Origin of the sequence: Alloacidobacterium sp. (assembly GCF_035631355.1) — a bacterium.
GTDB lineage: Bacteria > Acidobacteriota > Terriglobia > Terriglobales > Acidobacteriaceae > Alloacidobacterium.
In genome coordinates, this window is record NZ_DASQIX010000103.1 from 1 (window position 1) to 25956 (window position 25956).

Consider the following 25956-nt stretch of genomic DNA (forward strand, 5'->3'; position numbering starts at 1 on the left):
AGCCTATGTTCCCGCTGACCTGCGCGACTTCTGCCTGTCGGACATCGATCTCGCTGAAACCAGCATCTTTGAAGCCCTCGACCGCGCGCAGACGCCGTCGCTCATGGCCCCGTTCCAGGTGTTGTTCATCCGCAACCTGAAGCAGCTTTACACACGCGGCGCTAAGAAAGATGAATTCGCGGCAATCGACGGCTACTTTCGCTCGCCGAACCCGCAGGCGCTGCTGCTATTCGTCGCCGACCATATTCGCATTCCATCCGACCCGCGCCGCATGGACATGACGGACAAAGACCGTTACGAGCGTATCCGCGAAACGCTGGGTGACCGCTGCGGTATGGTCGAGCTGGCCCGCGTCGATGAAGCGGATGCACTTCGCTGGCTACTCGCCGAAGCCGAGAAGCAGCAGATCAAGCTCGAACAGGATGCTGCCCGTGAGCTGGTCGACGCGCTTGGCGCTGACATGATGCTCATTGCCGGAGAATTTGAAAAGCTCTCGCTCTACGCTGGCGCGAGGAAGCTCATCACCCTGGGCGATGTTGAAACTATGGTCCTCGCCGCGAAGCAGCGCTCGCTTTATGAGTTGACTGATGCAATTTCGGCCAAAGATAAAAAGCGAGCTCTGGCATTGCTCGACGGTTTACTGAACGCCTCCGATGGCGGCGAAGACGCGGCCATCGGACACCTCTACATGCTGGCGCGCACCTTCCGCCAGATGCTGGTTATCCTGGAAAAGAACGTGCGCGATTCGCGTGCCATCTGGCAGGCGCTATGGCAGGGCTTTCGCATGCCGCCCTTTGCCGCTGAAGATCTGATTCGCCAGGCCCGTCGCTACAAATCGAAACGCGAACTAACCCGCGCCCTGCGCCTCATCGCCCGCGCTGATCTAGAACTTCGCTCGCAGCCTCCTGATAAGAAACTGGTGCTCGAAAGGTTGGTGATGGATTTGGCAAGCGAGCCGAAGCCTGCCCAGTTGGTTGGCGCATCGACACAGTATGCGATGGAATTGTAAAGGCTCGAGATCATTAGCTAGAGCTTACAAAAAATGACGACGCGCGCCCGCGTCGTCATTACAAATTACGAAAATCAGCAATCAGCTATATTCTCAATTCTGTATCCAGATCGCGTTTGTCCCCAGCAACGTCGGAGATGCAATCGTAATTCCGCCATTCACCATAGTTACCGGGAAGGATGAAGCGCTGCCTGGGTCGACTGCGCTGTAACCGAAGTTATAGGCATAAGCATTCGACATATATTCAGAGATGTAATTTATTTGTTTACTTAGACCTCCACCAAGAGAAATGCCCCACTCCGCACTGTTGCCGACCAGATGAACTCCCGGGGGAGCGGAGAAATTCACAATCGCATATTTGCCGGCGCAGATGTTCGATATATAAGCGTGCCCACTCGTTGCAGAAGTATCCCATACTTCAACAAACAGCTCATCGCCGGGAGCAACTGGCAAACTGGAGATGGCGGTCAAGCCATAGGGATACCATCCATATATAGCCTCGTAAAAGCTAGCCCGGGTGGTGCCGCTGCAGTATGCAGCCTCTTCAGTCCCAGCCTGAAGCATATCGCTCGATCCCCACCCGTCAATTGCTACCGACGTTACCGCATAGTCCCATGTGCCGTCGCAAATGGCCTGCCGGAGGTTCGGGATATCATAATCCGCAATCATGTAATAGAAGGAAGAGCTGCCATACGTGGTAGCTCCATTTGTGTTGACGTAGCCAGCCCAGCTGGGGGACGTGGCAGGCCCTGCGCCGCCGCTGGGCGGTACAGCACTATTTTGAAGCGTAGCTGCGCCGGTAATGTTTTTGGTGACTTCGAGTACTGGTGTGACGCGAGTCTTAGAGGTGGCCATTGCTCTCTGCCAGGTTGCAAATGCTTCCGGTGCCGCAATCTCATTCGGCCGAGGCGGGAAACCATAGTAGTCCAGGTCCTGATCGGAGGCAGTCAAGGGATTGAAGTATTTCGGAGGGGCCGCAGTTGTGGTTACACCTGCGACATTGGTCGCAAGTTCATTCGGTTTCAGCTGCTGAGCGGCGCCAGCCAGAGGCGCAGCAAGGACCAGAGCCGAAACGACTGAGAGCATATGCTGTTTCATCGTCCTGCTTCTTTCATATTGAGTTGTCAGGGGTGTGGCCCAGAGGCCCTGGATAAATCACCAATAATTAGTGAATGATGATCTAACTACGTTACTGTGATTTACTAAGTAATTCTTCTATAGTGATCGTTGTATCGCTTGCCACTCACAACTATAAAACAAAATGACGGCGCAGGTTCGCGCCGTCATTCACAAGGCATAGTCCGAAAATCAGTACCGGGCTGAGCCTTCATCCTGCATCCAGATCGCATTTACGCCCAGCGGGGTAGGATACGAAATGGCATAGCCGTTGTTGTCCAGCATCGTGACCGGGAATGATCCCGCGCTGCCCGGATCGACGGCGCTATAGCCGAAGTTATAGGCATACGCATCCGAGAAGTAATCCGAGATATAGTTCGCCAGCGTTGCCAACCCACCGCCAACGCCCGGACGCTCCACGATCCACTCCGCGCTGTTGCCAACAAGCTGTGTTCCCGGAGGCGCGGAGAAGTTGATGATTACATACTGATCGGTGTTGTAGTTGACCAGATAGGCATGGCCCGCGGTCGAAGAGGTGCTCCAGACTTCAACAAAGAGATCGTCGCCGGGAACAATAGGCAGACTGGAGATGCGTGTCCAACCATAGGGATACCACTCATACCAGGCTGAATAGTACGTGGATTTGATTGCTCCACCTAAAGCGCAGTATGCGTCGGCTTCATTACCTGCCTGGAGCACGTCACCCGATCCCCAGCCGTCAATTCCGACCCACGTTACTGAGTAGTCCCAGGTTCCGTCGCACTTGCTGTATGCCTGGCGGGCAACGGGCACAACATAGTCGCCAATAATGTAGTAGAAGGAAGAGCTACCGTACTTTGTTACTCCATTCAGGTTGACATAGCCGCTCCAGTTATAGGACGAGGCTGCGTTGCCGCTGGCTGGCGCAGCTGAGCCGGCCTTCAACTTAGCTGGACCAGCGAAGTTCTTGGTGACTTCAAGCACAGGCGTGATGCGATTCTTTGATGCCTTCATGGCTTTCTGCCAGCTCGCAAAAGCTTTGGGAGCCGCGACCTGATCCGGCTTTGGCGGAAAGCCGTAGAATTCCAGATCCTGATCGGAGGCGCTCAATGGATCAAACCCTGCCGGAGGAGCTGCGATTGTGGTTACACCCGCTACATTAGTCGCGAGTTCATTCGGCTTCAGCTGTTGCAGCTGTGGCTGCTGGGCTATGCCTGCCAGAGGCGCAGTTATCAGCAGAGCCGAAACGAGAGAGATCATACGCTGTTTCATCGTTCCTGCTTCTTTCTTTCTTAAATTGTGGGGATTTGGCCCCGAGGCCCAGATGTCTTACGAACGAGTAGTGAAAGAAGCTGGAAATCCGTTTCGGAAGAAGTCCAAAAAAATAGTGCGTGTCTGGATAAAAACTACTAAATCAATTTAATCGCTAATATGAGAAGTAAGACAGATAAAGGCCCGGAAGGATAGCTCCCGGGCCTTCAAGTTCAGCAGCAGTCGTCAGTGCAGCACGACTTGTCCGTGCAGCATGGGCTGGCGCAGCAAGCGCAGCAGTCGCCGTTTAAGCAGATCGCGCAACAAGCGCTGTGTGTGGTTGTTAGAGCGGCTGCGGTCATTGCCCACATCGAGGCGACGAGCATTGCAGCCAGCATCCATATTCTGGTTTTCATGATTTCCTCTCAGGTTTAAGAGCTGGTGTTGTTCGCGCAAAGACGCGCGTATAGACACACTTTGCTTGAGAGGGATTCTAAATCCGCATGTCTTTCAAATCGAAGACCTCACGCTCATATAGCCTACCGCGATGTAATTGGGGCGGAAGAGACGCGGTCCGCCGAGAAGGTGCGAGCGCGGTAACTAGTGCGCAGCAGGCTGCATTCGATGCCCCTGATTGTTTCGCGGACGGAACGGCATCCTGTGTCGGCGCGGGCGCTTCGCAGCATTTGTTTTGTTGCGTACGCCGCGCCGGCAATGAAACCGGCAGCGGACAGCACATCCGGCTGTCGGTGGCGTGATGAGCGAGCCGCTTGCAGAAAAGCGCAGGAAGCTCGTTCGGGTTAAGAACGGTGGCAGTGTAGTCCCATGCCAGCACAGCGAAGAGCAGGCAGAGAGCGAGAACGCGCGCTCCAGGCGCATACTCGCGGGGACCGAAGCATTCCTGTCCGCCTCTATAGCGCCTGTGCATGATGGAACAGATTATAGCCCTTTGCCTGCGCGGTTTTGCCGCTGGAAAGTCACCGGTTTGTCACCGGCAATAAGCTTCCATTGCCGCCCATGGCAAGTATAGAGCCGCAATATCAATTGCACGAATCGTGGGAAAGCGATGAACTGCTGGTTGAGCGCAATGTCACTCTGACCGCTGCTGAGTTGCCAAGCACAGCGGTGGAGGAGCGGCAATATATCCTGCTCAATGCCGCTCCTGCAGGTTAATACTGCTCGCCATCAAAGCTCTTATCGGGAGCTCTGAAGAGGAAAAGGTAGACCCAGCCGCCAGCCACTGCGCCGAGAATGGGAGCCACCCAGAAAAGCCAGAGTTGCTGCAAAGGCCACCAGTATCCCGCAAAAATTGCAGGCCCGGTGCTCCGCGCCGGGTTGACCGACGTATTCGTGACCGGAATGCTGATGAGGTGAATCAGCACCAGGCACAGGCCGATGGCGAGAGGCGCGAAGCCGGCTGGGACACCGCGCTTGTCGGTCGATCCCATAATGACCCACAGGAAGAAGAAGGTCAGCACGAACTCCGCCACAAAGCAGGCCAGCAGCGAGTATCCGCCGGGCGAGTGTGCGCCGAATCCATTGGAGGCAAAGCTGCTCGACGCCGCATTGAACGCCGGGTTGCCGGTAACGATGACATACAGCACTGCCGAAGCTGCAATTCCGCCCAGCACCTGTGCGACAACATACGCGGGCAAGTCTTTTGCCGGAAAGCGCTTGCCGGCCACCAGCCCGCAGGTGACTGCGGGATTGATGTGGCACCCGGAAATATGTCCGATGGCGTAAGCCATCGTCAGAAGCGTCAGCCCAAAGGCAAAGGCAACGCCTACAAAGCCAATTCCTAACTCAGGAAATGCTGCTGCGATGAGAGCCGATCCGCACCCTCCAAAAACCAGCCAGAATGTACCCACAAACTCCGCAATTGAACGACGAATCAGTGTTGGTGACACAGATCATTCCTCCTTTTGGGATACGCCGGATGGGCGAGTTCTGAATCGCCAAAACACTAACATGAAATGACTTATAGCAGCGGAGGAATTTCATTGAAATCTTCGTAGATAGAAAGCAGGATCACCACGTGATTGAATTTGTGCTATTTAGCTATGGATCATTCAACTATGACCTCTTCCACCCCTTTGCCGGCGCTGGTTAACGTAATCGCTGCTGCAAGAATCAGCCCGCCTCCAACCCATGCCAGCGGGCCCAGCCGCTCTCCCAACAGCTTTACGCCCAGAAGCGAGCCTAAAGCCGGCTCAATGTTCAGAAAAACCCCGGCTCGCGATGCTGGAACGCGATGGATGCCTGTGTTCCAAAGCAGCATGGCGGCGGTGTTACACAGCAGTCCACTGGCAGCCAGCGCCAGCCAAACCTTGATGCTGATTCCGTGTACCGGTGGCAGCCCATCCCTGAGTATGACCCAGATAGCAATCATGATCGTACCCGCGAGCAGGCCATACGCCGTCACTTCCAAGGGCGAGTGCCCCAGCATCAGATGCTTGTTCAGCAAAACCCATACCAGGGCGATCAGCAGCGAAAGCACAATCAGCATATCGCCTGCCAGCGTTGGACCCTGTCCTGGAGAGCCGCGATGTCCACCGCCGAGGGCAATCAATGACACTCCTGTTGTCGATCCAACCAGAGCCAGCCAGCCGATCCAGTCGAGCCGCTCATGGGCGAAGATGGACGCGCCGACGGCGAGAATCACCGGCATCGTGCCTACCATAAGCGCTGCATGGCTCACCGTTGTCATGGCCAGCCCTTGAAACTGCAACAGGTACTGCACGGGGAAGCCGAGGAACGACGCCAGCAGCAAAAGCATCCAGTCGCGACGGCTGAACCGCGGCCGCCGCACGACAAAAAAGAAAGGTGGACAGGCGAAGAGAAACCGGTAGAGCACCATGTGCCCTACCGACATCTCAGCCAGCGCAATTTTCCCGAAGAAGAACCCCGTGCCCCAGAAGCATCCAGCCAGCGCGCACGCCGCATATCCCATGAGAGCACGGCTCTGCGTATGTGCGCTGCTGGTGGTAATGGATGGCATATATCCACTGTGGCATAAGCTCGCGGTTCGTGCTCTCCGATTCATGTTGCGGAATTTCACCACGGAAAACGTCAGGAATGTCGATAGGTCGCTCCATAAAGAAACAAGCCCGGCGCGAGGCCGGGCTTGGCGCCGAAGGCGCGTTTGCCTTGATGGCAAATCACCAGATGGCACAGCGTTTTGCCGGAGCCATTGGTTGACCGGTCTTGCAGTTGAACGCTTTCTGGAACTGCGGCAGGTTTACGACCACGCCGTTGACGCGGAACTCCTCCGGGGAGTGCGGATCGACCTGGACGCGCAGGCGCAGGTCTTCAGGGCGGTTGTTTTGGCACCAGCCCTGTCCGTACGCAACAAAGAATTGCTGTTCTGGAGTCAGACCGCCGTACTCCGCATCGCTTTTCTTTGTCAGATCGACGCCAGCCTTCTGCGCGCGGTCGAGATAAGCGAGGAATGCCAGCTTCAAGCCGCCGAGGTCGGCGATGTTTTCACCGAGCGTCAACTTGCCGTTCACATGCAGGTCATCGACGGCAACAAAGCCATCGTATTCCTTTACCACGCAATCGGCGCGCTCAGTGAATTTTTTCCCATCTTCCGGAGTCCACCATTCTTTAAGATTGCCCTCCGCATCGAACTGACGGCCTTCATCGTCAAAGCCATGTGTTAGCTCGTGGCCGATCACACCGCCGGCGTCGCCGTAGTTGACGGCATCGTCCTGACGCGGGTCGAAGTAAGGGGGCTGCAGAATGCCCGCGGGGAAGTTGATGTCATTCATCTGTGGGTTGTAGTAAGCGTTCACGGTCGGCGGAGTCATGCCCCACTCGCCGCGATCAACGGGTTTGCCGATCTTGTTGATCTGCCGATGCACTTCAAATGCCGCTGCGCGCCGTGCGTTACCGAGAGCGTCTCCGCGCACCACTTCAAGGTTTGAATAGTCACGCCACTTGTCGGGATAGCCAATCTTATTGGCGACTGAGTGCAGTTTATCTTTGGCTCGCGTCTTTGTTGCGGCGCTCATCCACTCAAGCTGGTCGATGTCGTGGTCCATCGCGGCTTCAATGTCGTGCGTCAGTTCCAGTGTCCGCTGTTTGTCCTGCGGGCTGAAACGTTGGGCAACATAGACCTGCCCGAGGGCCTCGCCCAAGGCACGGTCGGTTGCGCGAACGCAGCGCTTCCAGCGCGGCTGTTGCTCTGGCTGGCCTTCGAGAATCTTGCCGTAGAAATTAAACGATTCGTCATCCAACGATTGTGGCAGCGCTGTGCTCGGGGTCTGCCGAATCGCCGCCCAGCGCAAATAGGTTTTGAGCGAATCAAGATCGGTGGAAGCCAGCACTTCGTTCAGCCCGGTAAAGAATTTCGGCTCCGTCACGTTGAGGGACTCGACCGTGGGCGTATCCAGTGCGCGCAGGTACTTCGTGAATGCAAAGTTCGGCGTGCTGCTGTCGAAACTGGCCAGCGTCATCTTGTGGTAGAGCGCCTGCGGATCGCGCCGCTCGACGTTAGTTAGCGAGTGCTTCGCCAACTCGGTTTCAATTTTCAGGACCGTATCGGCATCTTTCGCCGCCTGCTCATGCGTCTCGTCCAGCAACTCAAATGTGCGCGCAACATGCTCCTTGTACTGGTCGCGCAGCTTTACGGACTTTTCGTCAGTGCGGTCGTAATAGCCCTTTTCCGGAAGCCCAAGATCGGCCTGATCGAATTCGCCAATCTCCTGGGTTGCGTCCTTGAAGTCCTGGTCAGACGTGAAACCGAAGAATGTTCCGATGCCAATGCTGTCGAGGTATGCAGTCAGTTCCGGCAAACCGTCTTTTGACTTGAGAGCGGCGATGCGGTCGAGCATTGGTTGTAGAGGTTTCAATCCGGCCTCTTTGACCGCGTTCGTGTCTATGCAGGTGGCATAGTAGTCGCCAATCTTCTGCTCGTTCGCAGAACGTTCCGGCCCCCCGGCAGCCGCTTTTTCCAGAATGGACTTGAGCACGAGCCGGTTCTGGTCTTCAAGTTCCGTGCCGCGTCCATAAGAAGACTCATCGGCGGGAATCGGGTTCTGTTTTGCCCATCCCCCGCAGGAGTACTGGTAGAAATTCACGCATGGATCGGCGGTTGTATCCATCAATTTAGGATCAAGCGCCTTGAGGTTCTTCTGCGCCGGGCCATCCTGTGCACTGATAGCGGCTGGAACCAGGCATCCGGCAAGCATCATGCCGGAGACAAGCGACTTTCTCAAAAAGTTCATATAGGCCTCGAAAAGGTTGCCACTGGGGTAACAAGGCAAGCTAGCGTTATCAAAAACATACGCAGCAGGAAAGTCAATCGTTTCCTTTTTGTAGGAGAATGTTGGGCATGGGTCTCAGAGCAGTCCGAATGCTGCCGGTGTTTCTCGCGGCCCTGCTTTGTGTTTCTCAGTTTGCGCGAGGCGAGAAGAATAATGATTCAGGACCAAAGCCGGATTTTCGCATTCCCATTGCTCCTCTCGGCTACATTGCGCCAAGCTCTTTTTATCTGACAGCGCGCCTTTCATCCATTTCTCTCGACTTCATCGATAAAGACCACCTGCTCTTCACTTTCCGCATGCCGGGATTGATGAAGCGCCTGCCGAACGATCCCCCCGATGATGAAGACCAAATGATCCACGCCATTGTTCTCGAATTGCCCGATGGCAAGGTTATGGCGGAGGCCGACTGGCGCATGCACGACCGCTCGCGTTATATGTGGCGATTGGCTGACGGCCACTTTCTCGTAAGGGAGCGCAGCAGCCTCTATCTCACCGACTCGTCGCTGGAACTGCACCCTTATATCAGCGTCGATACTGCGCTCGAATCAGTCCAGATTTCTCCTGATAGAAAGCTGATTGTGGTGGAGGCGGAAGGCAAGAAACAGAAGCCGGAGACGGTGGCCAGCACTGCGCCTACGCTGGGCGATCCTCCACCGGAATCGAAGCCGGTTCAAATCCTCATCCTGCGCTCCGAAACACGCACGCTCATTGCCCGCGCCGAGACACTGAATGCCGTAGAAATTCCGATGGTGGGCGAAGGCCGCATCGAAGCTATTCCCGGCAACCAGAACCGATGGCTCATTCGATATCTGCCCTTTCATGGCGATGCGCGGACGATCACCCAAGTCGAGTCCGCCTGTCATCCAACAGAAGAAACCATGAGCAGCAATGTCACGCTGGTGATGACTTGCCCCAGGTCCGGTGACGATCATCAGGTCTTCGCCGTCACTCTCGACGGCAGGACACTATGGCAGCAGCGCTGGGAAAGCCGCTACATCTGGCCCACATTTCAGCTAACGCAGGACGGAAGCCGCTTCGCATATAGTTCCTTGCAGGTCAATCACCCGGTAGGCATCATGGATCCGATTGATGAAACCAACATTGCGAATCAGATGGTAGGTGTCTTCGATACGCAAACGGGTCAACTGCGGCTGGTTAAGAACGCTACGCCGATTTTGAGCGCAGGACAGAACTACGCGCTTTCTCCCGATGGGCTGAGGTTTGCTGTTTTGCGCCAGGGAGCGATTGAGGTTTATGACCTGCCTCCGGGTTCCTCAGCGCCCTAAGTTGCCTACTTTTCATATTAATAAGCGCGGAAAGCCAGGCTACACTGTGCTGTGCCGGGGAGACCGGATTTGAAGCCACGGTTCCGTCTGCACAAACGATGTGCGTGTATTTTTAAGGTACAGACAAGGGTTCCTGCATCTCGTGGGCACGGGGATGCCGCATCGCTTTCGTACTAGCAGCACCTGAGGCTATTTAGATGGTTCAGGCCAAATCGTTTGTCCGGCTCTTCATCGCCTGGGTTTCGGTCGCATTATTTCTAATTCTTGGTGGGAAGTGGATGGCTGCGTTGAACAGTCACAGGGCTGCACTCGGTCTGTTTGTATGGCTGTTTACAATCATCGTCTGGGTGGCATTCGGCGTCGTCCATGAGGCAGAGGAGTTGGCCGAAATGCTCGGTGAGCCATTCGGCACTCTTATTCTCACATTGTCCATCGTAATCATCGAGGTTGCCCTGATCTCCGCGGTCATGCTTGGGACATCAGGCGCCACCACGCTCGCTCGTGACACGATGTTCTCCGTGGTCATGATCGTGCTCAACGGTGTGGTCGGGTTGGGCCTGTTGGTCGGTGGCATACGCCATCATGAGCAAGCTTTCAATCTGCAAGGTGCATCAGCTTATCTTGCCGTAATCATTCCTTTAACCACTATTGCCCTGGTACTTCCGCGCTTTACCACCTCTACGCCAGATGGGTCGTTGACGACTTTTCAGTCAGTAGCTTTTTCCATTCTCACGATCGTCCTTTACGGTTTATTCCTTTGGCTTCAGACCGGAAGGCATCGGGGTTATTTCGTGGCACCCTCGGCCTCGGATGCAGCGCCACCTCAAGTTTCGCCTGCACCCAAACTGCGCAGGGGCAAGCTGACGCCGCACGTTGCCATGTTGCTCATCAATATTCTGCCCATTGTCATCCTCTCTAAGAGTTTGGCCAAAGTGCTCGACCACGGCATCGCCGCAAGCGGTGCCCCGCCTGCACTGGGCGGCATCATTATCGCAATGTTGGTGTTCACGCCCGAAGGTGTTTCTGCACTCATCGCCATACGTGGCGATCAACTCACCAGAGCCATCAACCTTTGCCTCGGCAGCGTCGCCTCCACCGTTGGTCTTACTCTGCCGGCTATGCTGGCCATTGGCCTTTACACACGACAGACAGTGGTCCTCGGGTTGCCGCCGGCGAGCATTGCGTTGCTTGTTGCCACTTTGATCCTTAGCATCCTGACATTTACCGGATGGCGCACCACGATGCTCGAGGGCGCCGTTCACTTGTCCATGTTCGCTATTTTTTTGGTACTAGTATTCAGCCCGTGATATGTATCGTTAAGAAAGCCATGGCAATAAGCGCGGGTCCTCGTATAGCGCGTGGTGTGCTCATGCTCGTTGTGCTTTTCAGTTGCGCGCTGGCTCTTCCGGTCGGAGCGCAGCAACAACAACCTGAGGACCCGGAAGACGAGAAACAGATTGGGCTCTGGCTCGACCAGGGACTCTCGACTGGCTTATCGCCTAATAAGTCTCTGGAAATTGAATTTCACGAACGCTTCGATGAGCAATTCTCGAACTTCTTTGAGTACTTCGTTCAGGGAGGTCTAGCTTTCCGCCTAAAGCCATGGTTCACGTTGATACCGATCTATCGCTATCAACGCTTTCCCAGCAATCCCTCCATTGCGTATGAGAACCGGTTGCAACTCAATCTGACTTTCAGTACGTCGCGGGGCCCGTGGCGTCCCATCCTTCGGACGCTGATCGAAGGACGATTCCCGGACAATCGCCCTGCTTCAGCACGCCTTCGATTTCGGCCGGGCGTTGAATATACCTTGCCGCTTCGCATGACGCGACGTCCTGTATTGGTTCTGAATAATGAATTCTTCATAGTCCCAGGCAACAACCCATTCGCCAACGGCGGAAGCAGCTTCACACAGAGCCGCTTCCAGGTGGGTGTCCGACTACCCGTGGCAGGCTCGTTTTCCATCAGGCCTTATTACATGCTGCAGTCAGTGAACCTGCCCGAAGGCTGGGACACCAATGAAATTGTCGGCATCTCGCTCGCCTTGAAAATTCGCAACAATAATAAGTGAAAGTCTGCGGAGATCTCTACAGCTTGAACAATTCCCGCAACCTGCGCGTCTGTGCGCGGCTCACGGGAATCTCGGTCTGCTTTTTGTCGTCCATGCGCAGTTGATAGCTACTCTTGAACCACGGCACCACTTCCTTGATGCGATTGATATTCACCACATAAGAACGATGCGCTCGCCAAAAGGTCGAGGGGTTGAGCAGGTCGAGCAGTTCTTCCAGTGTGCGGCACTTTGATTGACCTTCAAGAGTCGGTGTCACCACCGTAATTACGCCTTCATCAATTGAGGCGTAACAGATGTCCTTCTGGTCGATGAGCAACAAACGGCTGTGCGCCTGGAGCACGATCTTGCCGCTGTGTTTTGGAGCTTGCTGTTGTTGCTCAATGAGCTTGAGCAGCGCGCCAATGCGGACATCGCCGTCCAGACTGGTCTGTTTCGACATGCTTTCGTCAAGCGAATGTATTTCTTGCAGCCGCAGCCTTGCGCGTTCCAGCGCCTGCATAACGCGATCTTTGTCAAATGGTTTGAGCAGATAGTCGATGGCGTTCACATCGAAAGCCTTCACCGCATACTGGTCAAAAGCGGTGGCAAAAATAATCTGCGGTATATGCTCGCTCTCGCTGTGTTCCAGCAGCTTCTTGAGCACGGCAAATCCATCCAGCCCAGGCATCTGCACATCAAGAAAAACCACGTCTGGCTGATGTCTGCGGATCAGGTCTACAGCCTCGATGCCATTCGTGCCCTGCGCCAGTACTTCCACATCTGTCATATCGAGCAGATACTTCAACTCCTCGCGCGCAAGCTCTTCGTCATCGATGATTAGGGCGGTCATGGCCATAAGTGAATAAACATTAAGTATAGGAAGCGGAGGAAAGGGCGGTCAAACGCGGGGCTCATAGAGGGGATAGCAGCCGGGGAACCTCGAAACTTTTCGTTCTGGAACCCGAATGTTGTTTCACGGCAACGCCACAACAAGTAGATTGGCTGGTAGAGGACTTCTGAAAGAACTTCCACAGTGATAAACCTGTCTTGTTCGAAATACCGGTGCGTGAGGGTTAAGTTTGGCGTGTTCTTCCTCGTGTGTCTACTTTTTGCCTCGCTCTGGATTTCGAGCCATGCACAGGCACAACAGGCGAGTCCCATTGAATTCAAGAACTCTACGGCGGCGGCTGGCATCAAGTTTATTCACTTCAAGGGCAACAAAGGCATCTCCATCAACCGAGAGGAGTTCGGCCCTGGAGTCTGCGTGGCCGACTTTGACGGCGATGGGTGGCCCGACATCTATTTTGTAAACGGGCGCGATCTGTACAACCGTGGCATCTCTGTTCGCAACGCGCTTTATCGCAACAATGGCAATGGCACATTTACTGATGTAACCGAAAAGGCAGGGGTGCTTGGTACGGGTTACGGGTTGGGATGCGTCTGGGGCGATTACGACAACGATGGATTTCCCGACCTGTTCGTTACCCAGTACGGCCGCAACGTTCTTTATCACAACAACGAAAATGGGACATTTACCGATGTAACCGACAAGGCTGGAGTTGCCGGCACAGAGTCAGGCGCATTTCATTCGGGAGCGACATTCTTTGACTATGATCGCGATGGCCGGCTCGATCTCTACGTCGGCAGTTACGTCGAACTGGGTGACAAGCGCTATTGCGACCTGGGCGGAGTACAAAGCAGTTGTCCTCCCAATGTTTACCATGGCAGTCCCGACGCCCTCTATCACAACAATGGAGATGGCACCTTCACCAACGTTACCGCCAAAGCCAAAATCTATCAGCGTGAGGGAAAGAATCTTTCGGTAGGCGCCGCTGATTATGACAACGATGGGTGGCCCGACCTCTTCGTCGCCAACGATGGGCTGAATGCTTATCTCTACCACAACAAACGCGATGGCACGTTTGAGGAGATTGGCGGACTCAGCGGCATGGCCTTCAGAGAACAGGGTGGCGTGATGGCTGCGATGTGTATCTCGCTTGGAGACTTCAATAACGACGGCTGGCTCGATTTATACATCTCTGATTTTCAACTAGCTTCTGACCACATTTGGCTGAATGATGGCAAGGGCTTCTTCGACGAAGTCAGCGACCAGTCCGGAATTACGCGGGCGACTCATAATGTCCTGAGCTTTGGCGGAGGTTTTTTCGACTACGACAACGACGGTTGGCTCGATCTGTTTATTGCCAACGGTCACGTGTATCCCGAAGTGGAGCAGGCGTCGCCGGGGACGCACTACAAGCAGCTGAACTCTCTTTTTCACAATGAACATAACGGCAAATTTGTGGAGGTGAGCAAGTCAGCGGGGAATGGGTTTGATACCCCTTATGCTGGTCGCGGGGTCGCGTTTGCGGACTTTGACAATGACGGATTCGTCGATGTTGTGGTCGCCAACAACGGAGATGCGCCTCTGTTACTGCACAATAGCGGCGGTAATGGCAATCACTTCCTGAATTTCAAACTCGTGGGAACTAAGAGCAATCGTGACGCTATGGGGGCTCGGATACGGATTCTCTCTGGCGGCATTTCGCAAATTCGAGAAATTGAAGGTGGTGGGAGCTACCTTTCGCAAAGCGATTTGCGCGCGAATTTTGGCTTGGGGAAAACCGCTCGTGCTGAAACGGTCGAGATCAAATGGCCCAGCGGTCTACAACAAACATTCCACAACGTAGAAGCCGACAAATTCTACCTGATCGAGGAAGGCACCGATCAGCTGAACCCCCAGCGATTTGCCAGGCCTACCAGGAGCAATCCCTCTAGGCTTCCAGAGGCCTCCGATCAGTGACAGCCGTAATTACTCGGCCCGAAGCGCTTCGACTGGATCGACAGCAGCGGTGCGGCGCGCTGGCAGATAGCTTGCCAGCGCCGCTGCGGCAACGAGGACAAGCGGTACGGCTGTGAACGTGACCGGATCGAGTGGGCTGATGCCAAACAAGAGCGTTCGCATGAGACGCATCAGTATGGCTGCCGCGCCGAGGCCAACAGCCGTGCCCACTCCGGTAAGCACCAGCGCTGAGCGAACAAACATCCACGCCAGTTCACTCTTTTTCGCGCCCAGCGCCATGCGGATGCCGATCTCGCGTGCGCGCTGCGAGACGGCATACGAGATCACGCCGTAGATGCCGAGGATGCCGAGAGCGAGCGCCATCATCCCTGCAATGGCCAGCATGACAAGCGTGAACGAGGTACGCGCCATGGATTCGCTGTAGATCTCCTGCATGGTGCTGATGTCAGATAACGGCAGATTCGAGTTCACTGCCCAGACGGCCTGCTGCATTTCGTGGATAAATGCTTGTGTTCCGGCGCGGTTGCTGCGCATCGCGAAGTAGACATTGCGCCTTACATTGACCGGTCCAGGACCGTAAAGATCGCCCATCAGCGATGGCCAGTACACAGTTGCAGGAGAGATCTGATCGACACCGTTCTCACGCACATTCTGGACTACACCGACTACTTCATGCCACGGCATGCTGGGAAATTCGCGGAAGCGCTTGCCAATTGCTGCGCTGGGCGACCCCCATAGCTCACGAGCCAGGCCTTCGGACAGGATGCCCACGGGTCTCAACCCGTATATATCCGCCCATGTGAAATCACGTCCGGCAACGATTCTTGTGCCGGCAGTATAGAAGTAACCTGGCGAAACGTAGTTGAAGAGGCGCAGGGGTGTATCCTCGCCTTCCGATTTTTTCCCTTCTGCGTAGATTTCATCCCAATTCGGTTCTGCTCCACTCATGGGAACCGAAGCAGCGAACCCAGCGGAGAAAACTCCGGGAATTGCTGCGAGCTTGTCCTGAATGTTGTTCTGAGTCCGTAGGACCATTTGGGGATCGCGGACGAGCTGTTCCGGAATTGAAAGGCGCATCACCTGCAGCGATGAGGGATCGGAGAAGCCGGGATCGACATGGCGCATCGCATCGAAGGTACGGATCATCAACACGGCGCTGATCAGCAGCACCAGTGCCATAGCAACCTGCGCTACGACGAGCAGGTTGCGTCCACGCTGGCGCTCGTGGCTTACGCTTGCTGTCCGAACTGTGCCGAGAAGTGGTACGGCGTGTCGCGAAAGCGCGTAACGGAACACCGGGATGGACCCGAAGATCAGACCTGAGAGCACTGAGAGTATCAGTGTGAATGCCAGTGATCGGGCGTCGAGGGAAATCTCGCTCAGACGCGGCAGATTCTCCGGTCCGATTGCAGTCAGGAGGTGTAGTCCCGCGTACGCAACTCCTATGCCGACTGCGCCGCCCAACAGGCCAAGCGTTACGCTCTCCAACAGCAGCTCGCGGGCAATTCGCCATCTGCCGGCGCCGAGTGCGGAGCGCACGGCGAGCTCCTGTTGTCGCGCATCGGCGCGTACGAGGAGCAAGTTGGCTACGTTAGTGCACGCAATCAACATGACGATCCCTATGGTCGCCATCACCACCCACAGCACATTGCCTACACTGCCGATCACCTGGTCCTTCAAAGGCCGAAGCGCAGGCGTGATCTTCCACGTTTTATAAAAATACGGATCAATGCCGGGACCGTTCGTCCACGAGTCCATCCAGACATTGATCAGACGCGTTATATCGGCATTGGCTTGGGAGATAGTAACGCCCGGCCGGAGCCGCGCGATGCCGTGGTACCCAAAACCAGCCAGCGGTTCATTGACCGGATCGAAGGCCAACGGCATGATCAGATCGAAGTCGTAATTGACCATCATGAATCCGCGCGGCATCACACCAGCGATCTCACGCGGCTGGGAGTCAACGTCAATGGTGCGGCCTACTACGCTCGGGTCACCGCCGAAGCGGCGCTGCCAGTATCCATAGCTGAGCATTACGCGATGGCTTCCGCGCGGGTCCTGGTCTGTTGCGGTGAGCCATTGCCCGAGGGCGGCCGGCACATCTAAAGTCTGGAGAACGCCGTCCGTGATCAGCGCCGTGTTGACCTGTTCCGGCTGCGCGATGCCCGTGATGCTCGCTGTTCCCGGCAGCCACACCCCTACCGTTTGGAATGCGCGGTTATGCTTTGCAAAGGTGAGGTACATCGACGCCGAGAGGCGCAGCTCATCACGGAAATCGGCCAGCCCAGGGGCACCGGGGGCGTTCAGATGTAACGCAACCAGTTGTTCCGGTTGAGGGTACGGCAAGGGCCGGAGCAGCACGCTGTTCAGCACACTGAACACTGCCGTATTCGCGCCGATGCCGATGGCCAGCGTGAGCACCACCGTGATTGCGAACCCCGGCGACCGCCGCAACCGGCGGCATACATGTTTCAGGTCCACCAGCAGCGATTCGAGTCTCTGCCACTGCCACACTTCGCGGCTCCGCTCCTGGAGGAGTGTTACATTGCCGAACTCGCGGCGTGCGCTTCGTTCAGCCTCGTCGCGCGACATGCCGTCCTCCATCAATTCATCGATCCGTTCGTCGAGGTGCTCCTGAATCGAAACGGAGATGTCATCATATCGGCGATTCCGGAAGAAGAAGCGGCTGAACAGTGACAATCCACACCCCCTATGCTTTAGCTGCGGCAAGCACACGAGTAAAGCCGGCAAACATCCTCTCGAAGCTCACTACCTCTTTTTCGAGATGACGAATGCCTGCATCTGTCAGCCGATAGATTCGTGTTGGCCGGCCCTTGGCCGAGGTTCCAGTCTCAGCTTCCAACAACCCTTCTTTGAGCATTCGCTGCAGCGCCGGATAGAGCGAGCCTTCTTCAACCTGGAGCAGGTCGTCAGAAACTTGCTTGATGTGTTTCACCAGCGCATAGCCATGCATAGGTTTCAGCCGCAGTGATTGGAGGATCATGATCTCCAGCGCGCCGGGGAAGAGGTCGCGATGTTTGGGATTTTTCGCCATTGCCGAACTATATCAGGATAACTATTTTTAGAATAGGTATTTTAAAGATAATTTGATCGGCGCGGTTAGCCAGCATTTTCTTCCCTTTATACCTTGAACTACGAGGTATAAAATGCTTTCGATGGCGTCGTGCGAGACCAATCCGAATTTCATGAATGGAGTCCCTGAACTTCTCATTCTCCGGCTGCTCCAGCATGAGGAGATGTATGGCTATGAGATTGTTCAAGCCATCCGCGGCCGCAGCGAAGCGGTAATCACTATTGGTGAAGGCGTAGTCTACCCGGTGCTGCATGCGCTCGAGAATGACAGAGCGCTAAAGTCGCGGCGCATAACTGTGAATGGCCGCAGCCGGATTTATTATTCCGTCACACCGGCGGGAGCACGCCGTCTGGCTGATCTGGCGCAGAACTGGACCAATCTTGCGGCTGCAATTCAAACGATGCTGAAGGGAGGAAAATATGCCGAAGCCATTCCATGAACTTCGTGAGCGTCTGTTGCAGGCCGGAGTCGCGCCACGGCATGTGCGGCGCTATCTAAGTGAGTTGGCCGATCACCTCACAGATCTGACTGCGGAAGAAGAGCAGGCAGGCTGCGACCGCGCGGATGCGGAATCTGCCGCGTTTGTGAGGCTCGGCAGCATGGACAATCTTGCCAGGGCGATGACCGAGAAACGTCAGTTTCAATCATGGTGTTCGCGCGCACCGTGGGCGTGCTTCGGTCTTGCGCCGCTCTTTGTTCTCGTCTCGGCATGGTGCTTCGCCCTATTCATTTTGTGGTCGGGCTGGAGGATTTTTCTGCCGGAAACCGAGACGCCATTCGTACCCATCCACGGCTTGGCGATTTTCTATTTTGGCGTCGGCAAGCTGACCTACTTCACTGCGCCTCTTCTTATTGGCTGGGGAATCGGAATCATCGCGGCCCGCCAACGACTCAAAGTGATGTGGCCAGCCTTCGGAATTACCGTAATCGCTCTCATCGGTGGGACTGCTCAGATCCACGCAGGCCGCGTTTCCGGCGGGGCTGAACATGTTGGCATGAGATTTGCTCTGGAACCTTCACTTCAAGGCAGTATTTTGAATTGCCTGACACTTCTTTTGCTCTCGATTCTGCCGTATCTCCTTTGGCGAGTACTCAAGGCACGCTCATTCGGCAGATCCGCAACCTGTGCGTGATATCAGTCGCTGAACGCGTGCAGTCGGGCAGGGCGGTTGTCCGAAGCGAGGTCGTGTCCGCAGTGCACGCAATAGAGGTCGGTGATGCGCACGCTGCGATAGCAGTTCCCGCATGCTGCGGAAACCTGATAGGCGCATTGCGGGCAGAAGTGGTATTCGCTCTGCACCCGCGTACCGCAGGCTGGGCAGAGAGAAATGATCGGCTGGCGCAGCAGGAAATAGAGGACGGCGCCAATGCCTCCTGGCATGACCAGGCAGATGATGATCCAGATGCGCGTGCTCATGCCGCGGCGTGGAGAATCATTGCTGACGTAGCCCACCATGAGCATGTAAAGAGAAGCGAGAAGGCCCCAAGTGATCGCCAGATAGAGGCGGATGCCTATTGGCGGGTGATGATGGCTCTCATGGGGAAAGACTACCCAGAAGAGATACTCCATTCCCACAAAAGCGAAAACCGCCGCGGCAATAGACCAACGCGGAATCAGCCTCAGTTCATTGGAGAATGAGCTTTCTTCTTCTGTCCGAATTGGATAGTTCGTCTCCATAATTTAACTAGCGGCGTTCATGCCGCCCGAAGCGCAAGGGGCCCTGGTCCCTGAAACTGATCAGAAGCACACCGAGCACAGCGGAAAAGAGGACCAGAGCCAGCACAGTGATCATTTCCGGTAGTTCAAAAAATTGCTCGCCCCCAAAATAATCATCAATCGTACTCCAGATGGCTGGTGTCAGCAGTGCGGAAAGCGCAATGAATACCATCGATACAATCGCTATGTTCCGGCGATTGCGCCGCCGCTGCTCGCGCAAATCAGCCGCTGCCTGCATCACAGCACGCCGCGTCCGCTGAACAATTTGCCTGTCAGCGGCAGCGTTCATGCCGGCAAGCATTTCCACCATCTGCGGATCTGGTGGATTTGTTGGGGGGCCAGGTTGCTTCACAACGCCTCCTGTTGCCGCGTCATTGCTTCAAGCCGGGGCTTTAGTGCAGCCAGCCCGCGATACAAGCGCGACTTTACGGTAGACAAAGGAGCAGCCGTGACCTGGGAGATCTCGTCCAGTGAAAGTTCTTCGTGGAAGCGCAGCACCAGCACTTCGCGGTGCAGGGGATCGAGGGTCAAAAGCAGCTTAGCCACAAGCCGGCCGTTCTCATATCCCTGATAAAGATCGAACGGGTTTGGCCCGTTGCTGGGGACCTCGAAGGTACGCTCATCTTCGGCGTTTTCGCACAATTCTTCCAAACTCATCATGGTCCGCTTGCGCCGCATATCAATCACGAGATTGCGCGCAATGGTGAAAAGCCACGTATCGAAGCGGGCGTTGCCATTGTATTGCGCGCCGCGCACCAGCACGCGCATCCACGTGTCCTGGAAGAGGTCTTCGGCCACCTCACGATTTCCTGTCAGGTACAGCAGATATCGCAACAGCCGGTGCTGATACTGCACAATCAACTCATCCAGCAGGCCTTCGTCGTGGCGCTTCAATCCCTGTGCGATCAGGACATTCTCCTGCCGCGTCTGTGCTGTGAGTGAGAGGGATGCCGTGCTCATGCTAGGTTGAGAGACGTGGCCCGCGTCGTGAAAGACGCTTTTAGAAATAAGATTCCGTACTTTTTTTATCGGACTCATGGTGAAATTCCTGGCAGCGGATGGGCCATACGGCGCAGCGTGAGGAGCGGTCCACTAACACTATTATTATCCGGCAGATAGGCGGGGCGGAGCAAGCGATACACTGGAGAAGATGGAAGTTCTTTACGGCCTGCATCCGGTGGAAGAAGCGCTGCGCGCCGGAAGCCGCCAATTCGATCACATCTGCTTCGCTCGCGAGCGGCATGACCAGCGGTTACAACGCGTCATCGACGTGTGCCGCGAAGCCGGCGTTCGCCTGCGCTTTGAACCACGCGACCACCTGACGAAGCTGGCCAAAACCGCTGGACATCAGGGCGTCGTGGCCATCGTCCGGGCAAAGGCCATGCTCGAACTCGAAGACCTGCTCGACGGCCCTGGGCCGCGCTTCTTGCTGGCTTTGGACGGCGTCGAAGATCCGCAGAACCTGGGCGCGCTTCTGCGCACAGCTGATGGCGCCGGAGCAGATGGCGTCATCCTAACCGAGCGCCGTTCGGCGCCGTTGAGCCCGGTGGCCATCAAGGCTTCAGCCGGAGCAGCCGAGCATGTGCCCATCGCCCGCGTCGTCAACCTGAGCCGCGCTCTCGAACAACTAAAGGAACACAACCTCTGGTGCGTCGGACTCGACGAGCGAGGAACCATGTCTTACGATGAGTTCGATTTCACGTCTAACTGTGTATTGGTTCTGGGACGAGAGGGCGCGGGCCTGCACGATCTGGTGCGGCGGCATTGCGATCGCTTGCTGCGCATTCCCATGGCGGGCAAAGTTGCGTCGCTGAATGTTTCGGCGGCTGGAGCAGTGGTGCTTTATGAAGCCGCGCGTCAACGCCGCGCAGCGCAAGTGCAGCCAAAGACATCAGCACCCCAGAAAAAACAAAAAGGTCTAGGTTCAGTTTGATGATGGTAGTAAGGCCGCTTCTCGCGGCAGTCATATGCAGTGCCGTTGCCTTCGCGCAACAAACACCCGCTCAAAATCAGGAAGGCCAGCTTCCGCCGCCTCGGGGCAAGGTCCTCTTCTCGCACTCATCGAGTGATGCGGAGCAACCTGCGGCAAAAGAGCAGCAATCTGCGCAAGTGAAACTTAGTGACGCCGAGCGATCCGCCCTGACCTTCACCGCCTATGATCTCGACGTGCATCTGATGTTGAAATCCCAGGCCATTGCCGTGCGCGCCCATGTGACCGTTCGGAATGACGGCGCGCAGGCCCTGGCCAGACTTCCTCTACAGCTTTCTTCATCGCTCAAATTTGAAACCATCAGTATCGAGGGCCAAAAGCTTCAGCTCACACAGCAACTCATCAACAGCGACGCCGACCACACCGGCCAGTTGACCGAAGCGGTTGTAGTTCCGCCAAAGCCGTTCGCGCCAAAATCAGAGCTGACGCTGGATATTGTTTACAGCGGCGCAATGCCAGCCTCGATAAAAAGGCTGGAAACCATCGGTGCGCCTACCGATCTAGCGCAGCAGTCCGATTGGGATGAAATCTCCGAGGATTTCACCGGCCTACGAGGCTTCGGTGACGCAGTCTGGTATCCGGTGTCATCCTTGCCCGCTGCTCTTGGAGATGGCGCGAAGCTTTTCACTGAAATTGGGCGTCAGAAGCTGCGCTCGCAGAATGCACAGGCCGCAGTCCGAGTCACCGCCGAATTCACCGGAACACCGCCGAATGCCGCCGTTATCGACGGGCATTGCGTCGCAGTCCCGGCTCCGGCAGTTACACCAACAGAGTCTTTTCCCGGCATTGTGACATTCGCCTTGCCGGCCATGCGCCTCGGCTTCGGAACCCTCAACCTGTTCCTCGCTCCGCGCATCGCCCATGAAGCGAATGGCATACGCATCCTTGCCGCCGATTACGATGAGCCAAACGTTCAGGGCTATCAGACGGCAGCGACCATGGTGCAGCCGCTCATTGAGCAGTGGCTCGGCAGCAAGCCGAAAGAGCCGCTGACCATCTTCGACCTGCCTGAGAAGCGTGATGCCGCCTTTGAGCAGGGAGCCGTGACCGCAACCGGTTTGCAGATGCTTGAACCGCAACAACTGGCCAACATCTTGAGCCACAGCATGGCGCACGGATACTTCCAGTCGCCGCGTGAATGGCTGAACGAGGGTGTGCCCAACTTCATGGGCACGTTATGGATCGAGCAGACAAAAGGCCGCGATGCTGCGCTCGAACATCTTGAAGCGACGCGCGGAGGTCTGGCGCTGGGCGAGCCCTCAAGCCCAGGCGAGAGTCCCGGAGAACCGCTCATCGACGCCTCCGATGCCGTCTATTTCCGTGACAAAGCAACCTATGTGCTCTGGATGCTGCGCGACCTCGCGGGTGATAAGGCGCTTTCCGCGGCTCTCCGCGCCTACGATCCGAAGCAGGACACCGCGCCCGAATACTTTGAGCATCTGGTGGAGCAGGCCAGCGGCAAAGACCTCAAGTGGTTCTTTGACGATTGGGTCTATCACGACAAGGGTCTGCCCGACCTATCCATCGCCGGCGTCTACCCGACAGCATCATCGCAGGCGGGACAATATCTCGTGGCAATAGATCTGGCAAACGATGGCTACGCTGCGGCTGAAGTGCCCGTAACTGTCCGCTCTCAGGGAGGATCGCAAACCGCGCGCGTTCTCATTGCCGGACGGTCCAAAGTCACGCACCGCATGTTGGTGCCCGGGTTGCCAACCGAGGTCATTGTGAACGATGGAGTCGTCCCCGAGGTGCAGGCCAGCGTCCATCGCCGCGACATCAATATGACAAATGCAAGGCAATAGAACACTGAGGCTATAAGCTGAATGCAACATGGTTAAGTTCTATTGCAAACGCTGTATGGTTGCCGTTGCCTTTCTGTTGCTGCAGGTTTTTTCGTCATATGCCCAGACACCCGATCCCTACCGCTACTTCAGAATCGGCAACCCGAATGACATCACAACCAAAACGCAACCCGGCTTCGCCCTCATGGGCGGCGGCAAGGACCTGGACCCAGCATTTCGCTGGCTATGCGAGCGGTCTGGTGGAGGCGACTTCCTCATCCTGCGCGCTACGGGCACGGACGCATACAATTCCTATGTACAAGGCTTGTGCCATGTAAATTCCGTAGCGACGCTGGTCATTCCAAACCTGGCCGCAGCATCCGATCCCTTCGTAGCGGAGACGATCAGCAGGGCGGAAGCCATCTTCATCGCTGGCGGAGACCAGGCCAACTACATCAACTTCTGGCAGGGAACTCCGGTGCAGACGCAGCTCAACGCGGCCATCAAAAAGGAGGTCCCAATCGGTGGCACCAGCGCAGGACTAGCCGTGCAGGGCGAGTACGTCTACTCGGCGCAGAACGATCCGTTCGATGGTCCGGACCTCACCTCGACGCTGGCGCTCAGCAATCCATTTCAGCCGCGCGTAATCATCGCTCATGATTTTCTCAATGATCCCGCGCTGAAAAATACCATCATGGATACGCATTTTGTCACCCGCGACCGCATGGGCCGCCTGCTTGTCTTCATGGCGCGTATCCTGGATGACAACTCGCTGCTTTCGGTGAAGGGAATTGGCATCGATGAGCGCACCGCCGCCCTTATGGAACCGAACGGGCGCGCAACCATTGTTGGTTCCGGCGCAGCGTACTTCCTTTCTCTCTCGACAAAAGCAGCTGTGCTGAAAGATGGATTGCCGCTCACAGCGCAAGGTTTCCAGGTGCAGAAAGTCTTGCCCGGCGGCGGCTTTGATATGCGCTTATGGAGCGGCGATTCAGAGAGGTATCAGTTGAGCATTGATGCGGGAGTGATCCACTCAACGCAAGAAGGCGGGAAGGTTTATTAACCCTGAACGGAAACGCCGGCGAAGGACAACACTACAAGACCGCGTACCGGCTGACCAAAAAAGCGCGCGGGGGCAAAGACGCTGAATAGAAGCTGGTTTTCCACCTGCGAGCGCGTATGAGGATCGGTCGGGCCTGCGACGATCTGGTAGTCGTAGACGCGTCCCGAGCCATCCACATAGGCCTCAACTACCACAGGATTGCCGCGGTCGCCGATTGAGGACGTAGAGGCGGCTGAATAAAGGAAATGCGGCCCCGAGGCATTTCCCAGCGGCTGATCGCCCGCCCTGGCAGTTTCAGGGACGGCGACCGCGCCCACCAGCAGCCCGACGGTGCCGATCAACAGAACGGCGCTGGCCAGACCTGCCGACGCCTGAAGTAGAAAAGGGGCGACTGTGTTCTGCCAGCGCACCTGCCACCGCGCAAGGCTCCGCTTTGGTGTGTGTGTTTTTTCCTGAGAAATAGCCACGCGCAGCCGCAGCGCCATATCTTCCGGCGCTTTTGCCGGGCCGAGAGCGGCAAGCATCTGTTGTGTCGCGCGCCAGCGGCCAAATTCCGCAGAGCACTTCCGACATGACTCCAGATGCGCAGCCACTTCCTGCATGGCCACTCCCGTGATCGCTCCGTCAAGGTATTCCGAGAATTGGGAGCGAATGCTGCTGCATTTGCTCATTGGGCCTCCTTCACAACACAGGCAACGGCAGATACAGGGCGCCGCGCGGTTCCGGCTGGATGCTTGGCAGCCGCTTCGGCAAAAGGAGTAAGGCGTGCTTTGATCTGGGCGCGGCCGCGCATCAGTCGCGACTTTACCGTGCCGAGCTGCACGTTCAGAATCTCGGCGATTTCTTCGTAGGTCAGGCCTTCGATGTCGCGCAGAACCAGCACTGAACGGAACGGATCGGGGATCTCGCGCAGTTCGGCTTCCACTCGCGCGCGGATTTCTTCATGCGCCGCCATATCAAAAGGCGATTCATTTTCATCGACCAGAGTGTCCTTGATGCAGAGTGCCTGACCGTCGGCGGAGTGTCCTGTTTCGGCCTCGATGGTAACTTCCTGACGGCAATGCCGAGACCACCAGCGGCGCTGATTGGACGCTTCGTGCAGGGCAATGCGGTAGAGCCAAGTGCGCAGGCTCGATTCGCCATGAAAACCGTCGATGCCGCGGAAGACTTTAACGAATACGTCCTGCGTCACGTCGGCGGCGTCTGCCGGGTTCTGCAGCATACGCGCAATGACGCTATAGATAGGCTGGTGATAGGTCGAGATCAGCCACGCAAAGGCCTCTTCAGAGCCGGCTTTCAGCTCCGCAACAACATCCGCCTCTTCGGGGCGGATGGCAACAACGCTCGCCAGATTTCCCACTGCCGTTCCTGCTTGCACCTCGGAATATCCTCCTACAGTACCAAATAGTCAAGAGGTCTGGCATTCCCCACGCTCAGGCTGGTCAGCGGCCTATCGCATGTTGAACTTAAACCGCCGGCGGCCGAGTGTCTCGCTCACTCTACCTGCTTAGACACCGGAACTGCGGATTTTGGTTCCCTGAAAAGGG

Annotated in this window: 26 protein-coding genes; 12 read left to right on the plus strand and 14 right to left on the minus strand. The window is 56.2% G+C overall.

Annotated features, from left to right (window positions below; all coding sequences use genetic code 11):
- Positions 1-1009: DNA polymerase III subunit delta (gene holA, locus VEV40_RS18150; protein ID WP_324834376.1), on the plus strand; the 1009-nt coding region annotated here is incomplete at its 5' end.
- A gap of 93 nt (positions 1010-1102) precedes the next feature.
- On the opposite strand, the gene VEV40_RS18155 is transcribed toward holA, so the two are convergent.
- Positions 1103-2107 (minus strand): G1 family glutamic endopeptidase, encoded by a 1005-nt coding sequence (locus VEV40_RS18155; RefSeq protein ID WP_324834377.1) that lies wholly within the window; start codon positions 2105-2107, stop codon positions 1103-1105.
- A 210-nt stretch (positions 2108-2317) separates the two neighbouring features.
- A complete protein-coding gene (locus VEV40_RS18160; RefSeq protein WP_324834379.1) occupies positions 2318-3376 on the minus strand; it encodes a G1 family glutamic endopeptidase in 1059 nt (352 codons plus the stop codon).
- A 228-nt stretch (positions 3377-3604) separates the two neighbouring features.
- On the opposite strand from VEV40_RS18160, the gene VEV40_RS18165 reads away from it, so the two are divergent.
- Complete coding sequence (locus tag VEV40_RS18165) at positions 3605-3790, plus strand: hypothetical protein (protein WP_324834381.1); 186 nt, start codon at positions 3605-3607, stop codon at positions 3788-3790.
- 58 nt (positions 3791-3848) lie between these two features.
- Here the strand turns inward: VEV40_RS18165 and VEV40_RS18170 are convergent, their stop codons facing one another.
- Complete coding sequence (locus VEV40_RS18170; protein ID WP_324834382.1) at positions 3849-4283, minus strand: hypothetical protein; 435 nt, start codon at positions 4281-4283, stop codon at positions 3849-3851.
- A gap of 89 nt (positions 4284-4372) precedes the next feature.
- Between VEV40_RS18170 and VEV40_RS18175 the strand changes: the two genes are divergently transcribed.
- The gene (locus VEV40_RS18175; RefSeq protein ID WP_324834384.1) at positions 4373-4528 is read left to right on the plus strand and encodes a hypothetical protein; all 156 of its coding nucleotides are present in this window, start codon (positions 4373-4375) and stop codon (positions 4526-4528) included.
- On the opposite strand, the gene aqpZ is transcribed toward VEV40_RS18175, so the two are convergent.
- From aqpZ to VEV40_RS18190, 3 genes are all read right to left on the minus strand, one after another.
- A complete protein-coding gene (gene aqpZ / locus VEV40_RS18180; protein ID WP_324834385.1) occupies positions 4525-5262 on the minus strand; it encodes an aquaporin Z in 738 nt (245 codons plus the stop codon). The two genes, VEV40_RS18175 and aqpZ, sit on opposite strands and share 4 nt — an antisense overlap.
- 158 nt (positions 5263-5420) lie before the next feature.
- Positions 5421-6353, minus strand: a complete 933-nt coding sequence (locus VEV40_RS18185; protein WP_324834387.1) for a DMT family transporter — start codon at positions 6351-6353, stop codon at positions 5421-5423.
- Positions 6354-6513: 160 nt separating this feature from the next.
- Complete coding sequence (locus VEV40_RS18190; protein WP_324834388.1) at positions 6514-8583, minus strand: M13 family metallopeptidase; 2070 nt, start codon at positions 8581-8583, stop codon at positions 6514-6516.
- A 107-nt stretch (positions 8584-8690) separates the two neighbouring features.
- On the opposite strand from VEV40_RS18190, the gene VEV40_RS18195 reads away from it, so the two are divergent.
- The 3 genes from VEV40_RS18195 to VEV40_RS18205 all read left to right on the plus strand — a co-directional run bounded on the left by VEV40_RS18195 (position 8691) and on the right by VEV40_RS18205 (position 11979).
- Entirely contained in the window at positions 8691-9908 is a 1218-nt protein-coding gene (locus tag VEV40_RS18195) for a hypothetical protein (protein ID WP_324834389.1), read from the plus strand.
- 197 nt (positions 9909-10105) lie between these two features.
- Positions 10106-11215, plus strand: coding sequence for an ionic transporter y4hA (locus VEV40_RS18200; RefSeq protein ID WP_324834391.1), 1110 nt, complete (start codon positions 10106-10108; stop codon positions 11213-11215).
- A 20-nt stretch (positions 11216-11235) separates the two neighbouring features.
- Positions 11236-11979 carry a DUF2490 domain-containing protein gene (locus tag VEV40_RS18205; RefSeq protein WP_324834392.1) on the plus strand — a complete coding sequence of 248 codons (744 nt, stop codon included), beginning with the start codon at positions 11236-11238 and terminating at the stop codon, positions 11977-11979.
- 16 nt (positions 11980-11995) lie between these two features.
- Here the strand turns inward: VEV40_RS18205 and VEV40_RS18210 are convergent, their stop codons facing one another.
- Positions 11996-12814 (minus strand): LytR/AlgR family response regulator transcription factor, encoded by an 819-nt coding sequence (locus tag VEV40_RS18210; protein ID WP_324834393.1) that lies wholly within the window; start codon positions 12812-12814, stop codon positions 11996-11998.
- 210 nt (positions 12815-13024) lie between these two features.
- Here VEV40_RS18210 and VEV40_RS18215 point away from each other — a divergent pair, with 210 nt between their 5' ends.
- A complete protein-coding gene (locus tag VEV40_RS18215) occupies positions 13025-14761 on the plus strand; it encodes a CRTAC1 family protein (protein WP_324834394.1) in 1737 nt (578 codons plus the stop codon).
- Positions 14762-14770: 9 nt separating this feature from the next.
- Here the strand turns inward: VEV40_RS18215 and VEV40_RS18220 are convergent, their stop codons facing one another.
- Both VEV40_RS18220 and VEV40_RS18225 read right to left on the minus strand, forming a co-directional pair.
- Complete coding sequence (locus VEV40_RS18220; protein ID WP_324834396.1) at positions 14771-17461, minus strand: ABC transporter permease; 2691 nt, start codon at positions 17459-17461, stop codon at positions 14771-14773.
- A gap of 10 nt (positions 17462-17471) precedes the next feature.
- Positions 17472-17816 carry a PadR family transcriptional regulator gene (locus tag VEV40_RS18225; protein ID WP_324834398.1) on the minus strand — a complete coding sequence of 115 codons (345 nt, stop codon included), beginning with the start codon at positions 17814-17816 and terminating at the stop codon, positions 17472-17474.
- A 112-nt stretch (positions 17817-17928) separates the two neighbouring features.
- Between VEV40_RS18225 and VEV40_RS18230 the strand changes: the two genes are divergently transcribed.
- Positions 17929-18294 (plus strand): PadR family transcriptional regulator, encoded by a 366-nt coding sequence (locus VEV40_RS18230; protein WP_324834399.1) that lies wholly within the window; start codon positions 17929-17931, stop codon positions 18292-18294.
- Positions 18275-18988, plus strand: coding sequence for a hypothetical protein (locus VEV40_RS18235; protein ID WP_324834400.1), 714 nt, complete (start codon positions 18275-18277; stop codon positions 18986-18988). Before VEV40_RS18230 ends, VEV40_RS18235 begins: the two co-directional genes overlap by 20 nt.
- A 2-nt stretch (positions 18989-18990) precedes the next feature.
- On the opposite strand, the gene VEV40_RS18240 is transcribed toward VEV40_RS18235, so the two are convergent.
- The 3 genes from VEV40_RS18240 to VEV40_RS18250 are packed head-to-tail and all read right to left on the minus strand — an operon-like array spanning position 18991 to position 20610.
- On the minus strand, positions 18991-19533 hold the full coding sequence (locus VEV40_RS18240) for a double zinc ribbon domain-containing protein (protein ID WP_324834401.1): 543 nt from the start codon (positions 19531-19533) through the stop codon (positions 18991-18993).
- A gap of 7 nt (positions 19534-19540) precedes the next feature.
- Positions 19541-19924 (minus strand): hypothetical protein, encoded by a 384-nt coding sequence (locus VEV40_RS18245; protein ID WP_324834402.1) that lies wholly within the window; start codon positions 19922-19924, stop codon positions 19541-19543.
- A complete protein-coding gene (locus VEV40_RS18250; protein ID WP_414637857.1) occupies positions 19921-20610 on the minus strand; it encodes an RNA polymerase sigma factor in 690 nt (229 codons plus the stop codon). The genes VEV40_RS18245 and VEV40_RS18250 overlap by 4 nt, the downstream gene beginning before the upstream one ends.
- Before the next feature lie 112 nt (positions 20611-20722).
- On the opposite strand from VEV40_RS18250, the gene rlmB reads away from it, so the two are divergent.
- The 3 genes from rlmB to VEV40_RS18265 are packed head-to-tail and all read left to right on the plus strand — an operon-like array spanning position 20723 to position 24409.
- Positions 20723-21505 carry a 23S rRNA (guanosine(2251)-2'-O)-methyltransferase RlmB gene (gene rlmB / locus VEV40_RS18255; protein WP_324834403.1) on the plus strand — a complete coding sequence of 261 codons (783 nt, stop codon included), beginning with the start codon at positions 20723-20725 and terminating at the stop codon, positions 21503-21505.
- Positions 21505-23367 carry a hypothetical protein gene (locus VEV40_RS18260; protein WP_324834404.1) on the plus strand — a complete coding sequence of 621 codons (1863 nt, stop codon included), beginning with the start codon at positions 21505-21507 and terminating at the stop codon, positions 23365-23367. Before rlmB ends, VEV40_RS18260 begins: the two co-directional genes overlap by 1 nt.
- Positions 23368-23422: 55 nt before the next feature.
- A complete protein-coding gene (locus VEV40_RS18265) occupies positions 23423-24409 on the plus strand; it encodes a cyanophycinase (protein WP_324834406.1) in 987 nt (328 codons plus the stop codon).
- On the opposite strand, the gene VEV40_RS18270 is transcribed toward VEV40_RS18265, so the two are convergent.
- Together VEV40_RS18270 and VEV40_RS18275 are read right to left on the minus strand one after the other, a co-directional pair.
- The gene (locus VEV40_RS18270; RefSeq protein WP_324834407.1) at positions 24406-25080 is read right to left on the minus strand and encodes an anti-sigma factor; all 675 of its coding nucleotides are present in this window, start codon (positions 25078-25080) and stop codon (positions 24406-24408) included. The two genes, VEV40_RS18265 and VEV40_RS18270, sit on opposite strands and share 4 nt — an antisense overlap.
- Positions 25077-25787, minus strand: a complete 711-nt coding sequence (locus VEV40_RS18275) for an RNA polymerase sigma factor (RefSeq protein WP_324834409.1) — start codon at positions 25785-25787, stop codon at positions 25077-25079. The genes VEV40_RS18270 and VEV40_RS18275 overlap by 4 nt, the downstream gene beginning before the upstream one ends.
- Positions 25788-25956: the final 169 nt, after the last annotated feature.

Excerpts from the sequence above, each read along its gene's own strand:
- VEV40_RS18210 (WP_324834393.1), bottom strand. The coding sequence starts at position 12,814 with ATGGCCATGACCGCCCTAATCATCGATGACGAAGAGCTTGCGCGCGAG.
- VEV40_RS18250 (WP_414637857.1), bottom strand. The coding sequence starts at position 20,610 with ATGAGTCCGATAAAAAAAGTACGGAATCTTATTTCTAAAAGCGTCTTT.
- VEV40_RS18155 (WP_324834377.1), bottom strand. The coding sequence starts at position 2,107 with ATGAAACAGCATATGCTCTCAGTCGTTTCGGCTCTGGTCCTTGCTGCG.
- VEV40_RS18195 (WP_324834389.1), top strand. The coding sequence starts at position 8,691 with ATGGGTCTCAGAGCAGTCCGAATGCTGCCGGTGTTTCTCGCGGCCCTG.
- VEV40_RS18235 (WP_324834400.1), top strand. The coding sequence starts at position 18,275 with ATGCCGAAGCCATTCCATGAACTTCGTGAGCGTCTGTTGCAGGCCGGA.
- VEV40_RS18160 (WP_324834379.1), bottom strand. The coding sequence starts at position 3,376 with ATGAAACAGCGTATGATCTCTCTCGTTTCGGCTCTGCTGATAACTGCG.
- VEV40_RS18225 (WP_324834398.1), bottom strand. The coding sequence starts at position 17,816 with ATGGCGAAAAATCCCAAACATCGCGACCTCTTCCCCGGCGCGCTGGAG.
- VEV40_RS18185 (WP_324834387.1), bottom strand. The coding sequence starts at position 6,353 with ATGCCATCCATTACCACCAGCAGCGCACATACGCAGAGCCGTGCTCTC.
- VEV40_RS18260 (WP_324834404.1), top strand. The coding sequence starts at position 21,505 with ATGATGGTAGTAAGGCCGCTTCTCGCGGCAGTCATATGCAGTGCCGTT.
- VEV40_RS18240 (WP_324834401.1), bottom strand. The coding sequence starts at position 19,533 with ATGGAGACGAACTATCCAATTCGGACAGAAGAAGAAAGCTCATTCTCC.
- VEV40_RS18230 (WP_324834399.1), top strand. The coding sequence starts at position 17,929 with ATGCTTTCGATGGCGTCGTGCGAGACCAATCCGAATTTCATGAATGGA.
- VEV40_RS18270 (WP_324834407.1), bottom strand. The coding sequence starts at position 25,080 with ATGAGCAAATGCAGCAGCATTCGCTCCCAATTCTCGGAATACCTTGAC.
- VEV40_RS18190 (WP_324834388.1), bottom strand. The coding sequence starts at position 8,583 with ATGAACTTTTTGAGAAAGTCGCTTGTCTCCGGCATGATGCTTGCCGGA.
- VEV40_RS18170 (WP_324834382.1), bottom strand. The coding sequence starts at position 4,283 with ATGCACAGGCGCTATAGAGGCGGACAGGAATGCTTCGGTCCCCGCGAG.
- rlmB (WP_324834403.1), top strand. The coding sequence starts at position 20,723 with ATGGAAGTTCTTTACGGCCTGCATCCGGTGGAAGAAGCGCTGCGCGCC.
- VEV40_RS18200 (WP_324834391.1), top strand. The coding sequence starts at position 10,106 with ATGGTTCAGGCCAAATCGTTTGTCCGGCTCTTCATCGCCTGGGTTTCG.
- VEV40_RS18265 (WP_324834406.1), top strand. The coding sequence starts at position 23,423 with ATGGTTGCCGTTGCCTTTCTGTTGCTGCAGGTTTTTTCGTCATATGCC.
- VEV40_RS18205 (WP_324834392.1), top strand. The coding sequence starts at position 11,236 with ATGGCAATAAGCGCGGGTCCTCGTATAGCGCGTGGTGTGCTCATGCTC.
- VEV40_RS18175 (WP_324834384.1), top strand. The coding sequence starts at position 4,373 with ATGGCAAGTATAGAGCCGCAATATCAATTGCACGAATCGTGGGAAAGC.